This is a genomic window from Streptomyces sp. NPDC016845 (genome assembly GCF_044332585.1).
Lineage (GTDB): Bacteria > Actinomycetota > Actinomycetes > Streptomycetales > Streptomycetaceae > Streptomyces.
This window is the reverse complement of sequence record NZ_JBIRPI010000010.1, coordinates 51,246-58,415: the sequence shown is the minus strand read 5'-3', so window position 1 is coordinate 58,415 and position 7,170 is coordinate 51,246. Positions and strand designations below refer to the sequence as shown.

Here is a 7,170-nt window from a genome sequence, read left to right as displayed (position 1 = left end):
CGACAGGACACGAACCCCTACGGCGCGTGGGCGTGGTCGGAGCGGCGGCCACCCTGCTGGCGGCGCTCACCACCATCCCGGTCGCCGCAGGCCCTTCGCACTGGACCCTCACCGCATCCGCAGGCCCCCAGAACACCCGCCCGTACATCTACGCGGAGGGCGCACCCGGCACAGTCCTGGAGGACGAGGTGGCCGTCACCAATCCGACCACCAGCCCCCTCCGGGTCACTCTGCGCGGCACCGGCGCCTGGATCACGCTGGCCGACAGGGACATACGGGTCCCGCCCCGCACCCGCGCCGAGATCCCCTTCACGGTCACCGTGCCGAGAGGCGCCACCCCGGGTGACCGTCCAGGCACGATCGTCGCGGACGCCGGGGACCGGACCTCCCGCGTCCGCGTCCACCTCCGGGTCGGCGGCCCCACCCTGGCGGCGCTCACCGTCGAGCACGTACGGGTCGTCGACGGACACCGGATCACGTACGACGTCGTGAACCGCGGCAACACGACGCTCACCCCCCGCCTCGCGGTCACCGCCGACGGACTCCTCGGCAACGTCCTCGACAAGGCGCCGCGCACCCTGCCGCTGGAACTGCCGCCCGGCCGCCGGGCCGCCCTCACCGAGCCGTGGCCCGACGCCCCCGCGTTCGATGCCGTCGACGTGAAGGTGACGGTCACGGCGGGCGGCGGCGCCCGGGACTCGGCGACCGCCACGGCCCGGTTCGTGCCGTGGGGGCCGCTCGCCGGCGCCCTCGCCCTGCTCGCGGCCGTGGGCAGCGCCGCCCGCGGCCTCGTACGCCGTCGACACCGACCCGGCACCGACACCGGTGATGTGAGGAGCGCGCCATGACCCGTCGCAGCACACACCGCGCCCCGGCCGCGCGGCTGCTGACCGTACTCGCCCTCGTGGCCGCGCTCCTCACGGGAACGGCTCCCTGGGCCACGGCCGCGGACCCGCCCACCGTCACCCTCTCCAGGTCCCAGGCGGGCGCCGGTGGGTCGATCACCGTCAAGGGTGCGGGGTGGGGGTCGAAGGCGCTGCTGATGCTGCTGGTCTGCGGGCAGTCGAGCCCGGCGCGCGGCGTCATCGGCGGCACCAACTCCTGCGCCAACGGTGCCGGACGCGCCGTCACCACCGACCCGCGCGGCACGTTCAGCAGGCGGCTCCCGGTGGTCGAGCCGCCGAGGCCCTGCCCGTGCGTCGTGCACGTCGCTACCGTGCAGGGCGGGCCGAAGGCGCAGGCGGACGCCGTGCTGAAGGTCGCAGGGCATCCCGTGCGGACGCTGCCCGCAGAGTCCGGCGCCGGTCAGCTGTCGATGGTCACCGACACCCGGCTCGACGGATCGAGCGGCCTCCTCACGTGGTTCGGCGCCCCGCCCGCCCGGAACTTCGTCTTCACCGTGGGCAACGTCGGCCCGTCCCCCGTCAGGAACCCCGTCTTCCAGGTCGGCACGTCGCACGGAGTGTTCGCGCCGCAGTACGAGGAGCAGCAGTGGCGCGGCACCATCGCGCCGGGCCGCAAGGCGCGGATCACCCTCCCCGTGGAGCTGACGGGCGGCGCCCACGGCGACTACCTGGTGTCGCTCAAGTACGGCGGGAAGGTGCTGGCCGAGCAGCCGTGGGGCGTCGGCAGGCCCTGGGGCGTCACACTCTTCTGGATCCTGCTGTGCGTCGTCGTCCCGGCCGCCGCCTTCCGGATCGGCATGGCGGTCGTGGACCGGCTGCGCCCGCGCGACCAGCGCCTGTCGGGGCGGCGCCGAAGCGCCCGGCGCCTCCCCGTGCGTACGAAGCGGCTCCCCGGGACGCGGCCCGTGCCCGCCCGGAGGCCGGACCCGGAGGCCCCGCAGGACGGCGTCGCCTCCACCACGACGACCTTGCCCTGGTTCGCCCCGGACACCGGTCCGGGCGGACCCGCGGCCGGGCAGCTCTCCGCACCGCCCGACAACAGCAGGACGACGAAAGGAAACACGTGAGCAGGCAACGGAGAGCCGGTGCGGCCGGCTGCGCCCTGATCCTGTCCGGTGCGGGCCTCTGGCTGGCCGCGACCCCGGCGCAGGCGGCGGAGTCCTCGTATCAGACGGAGTGCATACCGCCGTCGGTCTCGGGCCTTCCGCCGGTCGAGGGGACCACGGTCGCCGACATCACGGCACCCGCGACCGCCAAGGTCGGCGACGAGATCGACGTCGTGTGGAAGACCACCCAGGCCGCCTCGAAGAACCCGGACGTGCTCGACCTCGGCGCCGACACCGTGCAGCCCACGGGCACGGTCAAGGTGGGCGGCGCGCAGAGCGGCGACCTCGCGGTGCAGGGCGCCCGGAAGAACCCGGCGATCCCCAAGAACAGCCCGATGGTCCTGTCCGACATGACGGGCAAGCTGAAGCTGACCACGGCCGGGGACGTGACGCTGACCCCGGACGCGTACACCATCAACGTCAACAAGCCGATCTCGACCGACACCAAGTGCGCCCCGAAGGAGACGGTCAAGCCCGCCGTGACCGTCAAGGTGACGGACGGGGGAGGGACGAGCGGCGGCGCGGGCGGCACGAGTGGCGGGGGCGGGACCACCAGTACGGGCGGCGGCTCCACCAGCACGGGCGGCGGCTCCACCAGCGGCGGCGGTGGCGGTCAGACCGACTTCACCGGCAAGGAGGTGTCGGTCCCGTACGCCTGCAAGACCCCCATCGGCGACAAGAACGCCACCTCCCCTGTGCGGATCAACGCCAAGAAGGACGGCGGGAACTACGCCCTGACGGTCACGTTCGGGGCGTCCGTGATGGACAGCCCCGCCGACATCCCGGCCGACTCGGTCAAGCCGTCGATGGCGGTGAAGCTGGGCGGCGCCGACAAGGGCACGGTGAACGTCGAGGGGCCGACCAACAAGGCGCCCATCAAGTCCGGCGACCCGATGACGATCCCGAACCTGACCGGTACGTACAAGCCGGGCGCGGACGGAAAGTCGACCCTGTCGCCGGGCGTCCTCACGGTGAAGGCGCTGGGCACGACGACGACCTGTACGCCGACGAAGACGGCGGTCTCCCTGGAGATCGACACGAAGGCGGTGGAGGGTGGCGCGGCAGGCGGTACGGGTTCGGGTTCGGGATCCGGATCAGGCTCGGGCGGCTCGGCGGGCGGCTCCGACGCCTCGACCGGTGGCGGCCTCGCCGAGACCGGTGCCTCGAACGACGGCGCCCTGCGCGCGCTCGGCCTGGTCGCCGGAACGGTGATCCTGCTGGGCGGCGCGGTCTTCACGTTCCTGCCGCGAGCGCGCCGGGCGGCCAGGACGCGGTGACGTGACGACGGCGGGGGAGAGATGCGTAGGCCGCCCCCGCCGTCGCCGTCGCCATGGTCACTGGTGCACGAAGACGCAGATCGCGGCGAGCAGCGCGCCGACGCTGCACAGGGTGAGAACCCCGCTCCAGAAGGCCCCGTCGTACCGCCGCCCTCTCATGACGGCGCCGCCCCCCGCACCACCCCGTGCTCCTCCTCCAGGTGCGCGCGCAGTTGTACGTTCATGTCGGTCTGCACGCTGTAGTCGTACGCGGCACGGGCCCGTGCCCGCCGGGCCGCGAGGTCGGCGCAGATCTCGCACCCGGCGACCGGGACGGCGGGACCCAGGGATCCGTGCGCCCCCAACTCCCGCTCGCGCGCGCCCGCTTCACCTTCGCGCCCCGCCGCATGGGCCGCGTCCCGCTGCGCCCGCAAGGCGGCGCACACATCGCAATAGCCGACGGCCGGCTTCTCGTTCACGCGGCGGCCAGCCGCAGCAGCGCCCGTTCGACGGCCCGCAGGGTGGCCGGGGTGGCGCGCGCCGCCCACGTATGCGCCGGGCTCGCGTGCCGCCTGCGCCGTTGCGGGAGTGCCCTGCTGTTGTCGGTCTTCATCGTCGTACCGGGCCTTTCTTCGAGGTTCACCCGTACACAGTGCAGCAGCGGGATTACCGTGCGTGTCGGGCGGTGGTACGAGGATGCCGCCGCGCGGGGCCGAAAACGCCCTGGAACAGCGCAAGTGCAACATCCGGCCGCCAAATTCAACAAAGGCAACACCATGCCGATGAGACTTACGGTCACCGACCGCAGCACCGAACCCCGCCGCCGTTATGCCGAACAGGCCCGTGTCATGCGTGGGCGCAGCGGCCTCAGCCTCCGCCAGCTCGCCAAGAAGGCGGGGTGGGACGCGTCCCAGCTCAGCAAGGTCGAGAGCGGGCACACACTGGGCGGGCCCGAACTGGCCCAGGCGCTGGACGACGTCTACGGAACACCCGAATTCATGCTCACCCTCTGGGAGTTGGCACAGAACGACCCGACGCAGTTCAAGCAGCAGTACCGCCGGTACATGCTTCTGGAGGCGGAGGCGACGAGTTTGTGGCACTTCGGGATCAGCAGCGCGCACGGCCTGTTCCAAAGCAGGGGTTACGCGACCGAACTGCTTGCCGCGGGTGGCCATGAGGGCGAGGAGCTGGACCGGCAGGTCGAGGCGCGTCTGGGTCGCGCCGACTTGCTGACGAAGGAGGGCGCTCCCTGTTTCCGCACCATCCTGTACGAGTCAGTCCTGCACCTGGGGTTGCGCGACCCGCAGGCTCGACGAGCCCAACTGGAGCATCTGCTGGATGCCTCTCGGCGCCCGAACGTCGTACTCCAGGTACTGCCGTTCACTGCTGGGCCCTTCGGCCTGATGAACACCGACGTGATCTTCCTGCGTGACGCGAGGGGACGTACGGTGGCATACACCGAGAACGACGTCCACGGTGAACTTATCGAGGACAACAGCCAAGTCGAACCGTTGCAACTCGCCTACGATGCGATGCGCGACCAGGCGTTGTCCCCCGCCGCGTCGAGGGAGTTCATCGGGGAACTGCTGGAGGGAGCACCGTGCGCACCACCACGATCGACCTGAGCGCCGCGACTTGGCGCAAGAGCAGCTACAGCAACACCGACGGCGGCGCATGCGTCGAGGTCTCCGACGACTTCCTGGCCGCCGCGTCCTGGCGCAGGAGCAGCTACAGCAACACCAGCGGCGGCGAATGCCTAGAAGTCGCCGACAACATGCCGGAGGCAATCGTCCCCGTGCGTGACTCCAAGAACCCGACCGGCCCCGCCCTGGTCTTCGAGGCGTCGGCCTGGACGACCTTCGTGGCATCGCTGCGAACGCGCTGACCCCCGTACGAAAAGGGCCGCCGCACCGGACGAACGGTGCGGCGGCCCTGTCGTGTCAGTGGGGCGTGGGCGTCAGTTGACGGAGCCCATCAGCGCCTTGACCTTCTTGCGGGAGGTCCAGATGCCGAAGCCTGCGATGACCGCGAGGATCGCCTCGACGGTGACCGCGCCGGTGTTGTTGAGATCGACGCCGAGCTGCGGAGAGGTCAGCAGACCCGTCACCGAGTCGCCCGCGGTGACCGCGAGGAACCAGACGCCCATCATCTGGGCGCTGTACTTCTCCGGCGCCATCTTCGTGGTCAGCGACAGCCCGACCGGGGAGAGGCAGAGCTCGCCGACAGTCTGGATGAAGTAGATCGCGACCAGCCACATCGGGCTGACCCGGCCGCCGTTGTTGGCGGTGTCGATCAGCGGGATGAGGAAGACGAGGAAGGAGATGCCGATCAGCGTGAGGCTGGAGGCGAACTTGACGGCCGTGCTCGGCTCCTTGCCGCGCTTGTTCAGCCACAGCCAGGCGGAGGCGACCACGGGGGCGAGCGCCATGACGAAGATCGGGTTCAGCGACTGGTACCAGGAGGTCGGGAAGTCGAAGCCGAGCAGGTGGTTCGTCGTCTTGTTCTCGCCGAAGATCGACAGCGTCGAACCGTTCTGGTCGTAGATCATCCAGAAGACGGCGGCGACGACGAAGAACCAGATGTAACCCGACAGCTTCGACTGCTCAAGGGTGCTGAGCTCCTTGTCGCGCTTCATGCGCGCCAGGACGGTGATCGGGATGATCAGACCGGCGATGATCAGCGGCATCAGCGCCCAGTCGGCGAAGTTCCCGGTGACGCCCATCAGCGTGTAGAGCACGGCGGCGACGACCAGCCAGATCAGGCCGTTGCGCAGGGCGGAGCGGCGCTGCTCGGGGGTGGCGGGCTGGGAGACCACGCTGCTCTGCTCGCTCAGGTGACGCGAGCCGAGGAGGAACTGGCCGAGGCCGAGGGCCATGCCGAGCGCGGCGAGCGCGAAGCCGAAGTGCCAGTTGACGTTCTCGCCGACGGTGCCGATGGTCAGCGGGGCGAGGAAGGCGCCCACGTTGATGCCGATGTAGAAGAGCGTGAAGCCACCGTCACGGCGCGGGTCCTTCGGACCCTGGTAGAGGTGGCCGACCATCACGGAGATGTTCGCCTTCAGCAGGCCGGAGCCGAGCGCGACGAGCGCCAGACCGGCGAAGAAGGTGGCCGCGCTCGGCAGGGCGAGCGTGATGTGGCCGAGGATGACGACTCCGGCGCCGATGGCGACCGTCTTGCGGGGACCCCAGAAGCGGTCCGCGACCCAGCCGCCCGGCATGGCGAGCAGGTAGACCATCGACATGTAGACGGAGTAGATCGCCGTCGCGTTGGTGGCACTCATGTGCATGCCGCCGGGCGCGATCAGGTACAGCGGGAGCAGTGCCTTCATGCCGTAGAAGCTGTAGCGCTCCCACATCTCGGTCATGAAGAGGGTGGCCAGTCCGCGGGGGTGGCCGAAGAAGGTCTTCTCGGTCCCAGGGGTGCTGGGCGAGTCCTTCGTCAGGCTGGACGCCATGGTCGATCCTCGGGGTGTGCGGGACGCGCGGCGCAGAGCTGGTGCGCGCCCGGTGGGGGGTCGGCCGGCACCGGAGTCCTACCGTCCTCCCCACGCCCGGGGGGATTGCCGCGGCGAGGTGATCGCACGCGACGAGGTACGGCGGACCCGGGATCCACACCCCGCGGCGCTTCATTACGCGCGGGGCCCGGCCACAGGTCGTTCCTTTCGATGCTGACCGCGGTCAGCTCACACAGGAAAGGGACCTTCGGTGCGCAGTGCGCTCCTAAGGTCCCCCATTAGTGCATCAGGCGTTCGGTCACCATACGACACGACAGGGGCGCATATGGAAGGACTTGAGAGATGGATCACAGGCCCATGTGGAACCGCTCACCCTGATTCGAAGGTGTTTCTCAGGATCGCACCCCACAGCCGCAGGAGACGAACCCGGAGGTGGTGGTTCCGTTTCC

Annotated in this window: 8 protein-coding genes; 5 read left to right on the top strand and 3 right to left on the bottom strand. The window is 70.4% G+C overall.

Translation table 11 applies throughout. The annotated features are described in order from the left end of the window. The first annotated feature begins 26 nt into the window (after nucleotides 1-26). Genes ACH4RC_RS23915 through ACH4RC_RS23905 form a run of 3 tightly spaced genes read left to right on the top strand, consistent with a single transcriptional unit; the run spans nucleotide 27 to nucleotide 3,288 of the window. Complete coding sequence (locus tag ACH4RC_RS23915) at nucleotides 27-848, top strand: hypothetical protein (protein WP_398204665.1); 822 nt, start codon at nucleotides 27-29, stop codon at nucleotides 846-848. Then, on the top strand, nucleotides 845-1,972 hold the full coding sequence (locus ACH4RC_RS23910; RefSeq protein ID WP_398204288.1) for a hypothetical protein: 1,128 nt from the start codon (nucleotides 845-847) through the stop codon (nucleotides 1,970-1,972). The genes ACH4RC_RS23915 and ACH4RC_RS23910 overlap by 4 nt, the downstream gene beginning before the upstream one ends. Continuing rightward, nucleotides 1,969-3,288 (top strand): hypothetical protein, encoded by a 1,320-nt coding sequence (locus tag ACH4RC_RS23905; RefSeq protein ID WP_398204286.1) that lies wholly within the window; start codon nucleotides 1,969-1,971, stop codon nucleotides 3,286-3,288. The genes ACH4RC_RS23910 and ACH4RC_RS23905 overlap by 4 nt, the downstream gene beginning before the upstream one ends. A gap of 155 nt (nucleotides 3,289-3,443) precedes the next feature. Here the strand turns inward: ACH4RC_RS23905 and ACH4RC_RS23900 are convergent, their stop codons facing one another. Both ACH4RC_RS23900 and ACH4RC_RS23895 read right to left on the bottom strand, forming a co-directional pair. Further along, nucleotides 3,444-3,746 (bottom strand): hypothetical protein, encoded by a 303-nt coding sequence (locus tag ACH4RC_RS23900; protein ID WP_398204284.1) that lies wholly within the window; start codon nucleotides 3,744-3,746, stop codon nucleotides 3,444-3,446. Continuing rightward, complete coding sequence (locus ACH4RC_RS23895; RefSeq protein ID WP_398204282.1) at nucleotides 3,743-3,910, bottom strand: hypothetical protein; 168 nt, start codon at nucleotides 3,908-3,910, stop codon at nucleotides 3,743-3,745. Before ACH4RC_RS23895 ends, ACH4RC_RS23900 begins: the two co-directional genes overlap by 4 nt. Before the next feature lie 133 nt (nucleotides 3,911-4,043). On the opposite strand from ACH4RC_RS23895, the gene ACH4RC_RS23890 reads away from it, so the two are divergent. Further along, nucleotides 4,044-4,892 (top strand): helix-turn-helix transcriptional regulator, encoded by an 849-nt coding sequence (locus tag ACH4RC_RS23890; RefSeq protein WP_398204663.1) that lies wholly within the window; start codon nucleotides 4,044-4,046, stop codon nucleotides 4,890-4,892. Further along, nucleotides 4,868-5,152 (top strand): DUF397 domain-containing protein, encoded by a 285-nt coding sequence (locus tag ACH4RC_RS23885; RefSeq protein WP_398204279.1) that lies wholly within the window; start codon nucleotides 4,868-4,870, stop codon nucleotides 5,150-5,152. The genes ACH4RC_RS23890 and ACH4RC_RS23885 overlap by 25 nt, the downstream gene beginning before the upstream one ends. 72 nt (nucleotides 5,153-5,224) lie before the next feature. On the opposite strand, the gene ACH4RC_RS23880 is transcribed toward ACH4RC_RS23885, so the two are convergent. Next, nucleotides 5,225-6,721, bottom strand: coding sequence for a peptide MFS transporter (locus ACH4RC_RS23880; protein WP_398204276.1), 1,497 nt, complete (start codon nucleotides 6,719-6,721; stop codon nucleotides 5,225-5,227). Nucleotides 6,722-7,170: the final 449 nt, after the last annotated feature.

Coding starts and splice junctions, on each gene's coding strand:
- ACH4RC_RS23910 (WP_398204288.1), top strand. CDS start 845: ATGACCCGTCGCAGCACACACCGCGCCCCGGCCGCGCGGCTGCTGACC.
- ACH4RC_RS23890 (WP_398204663.1), top strand. CDS start 4,044: ATGCCGATGAGACTTACGGTCACCGACCGCAGCACCGAACCCCGCCGC.
- ACH4RC_RS23880 (WP_398204276.1), bottom strand. CDS start 6,721: ATGGCGTCCAGCCTGACGAAGGACTCGCCCAGCACCCCTGGGACCGAG.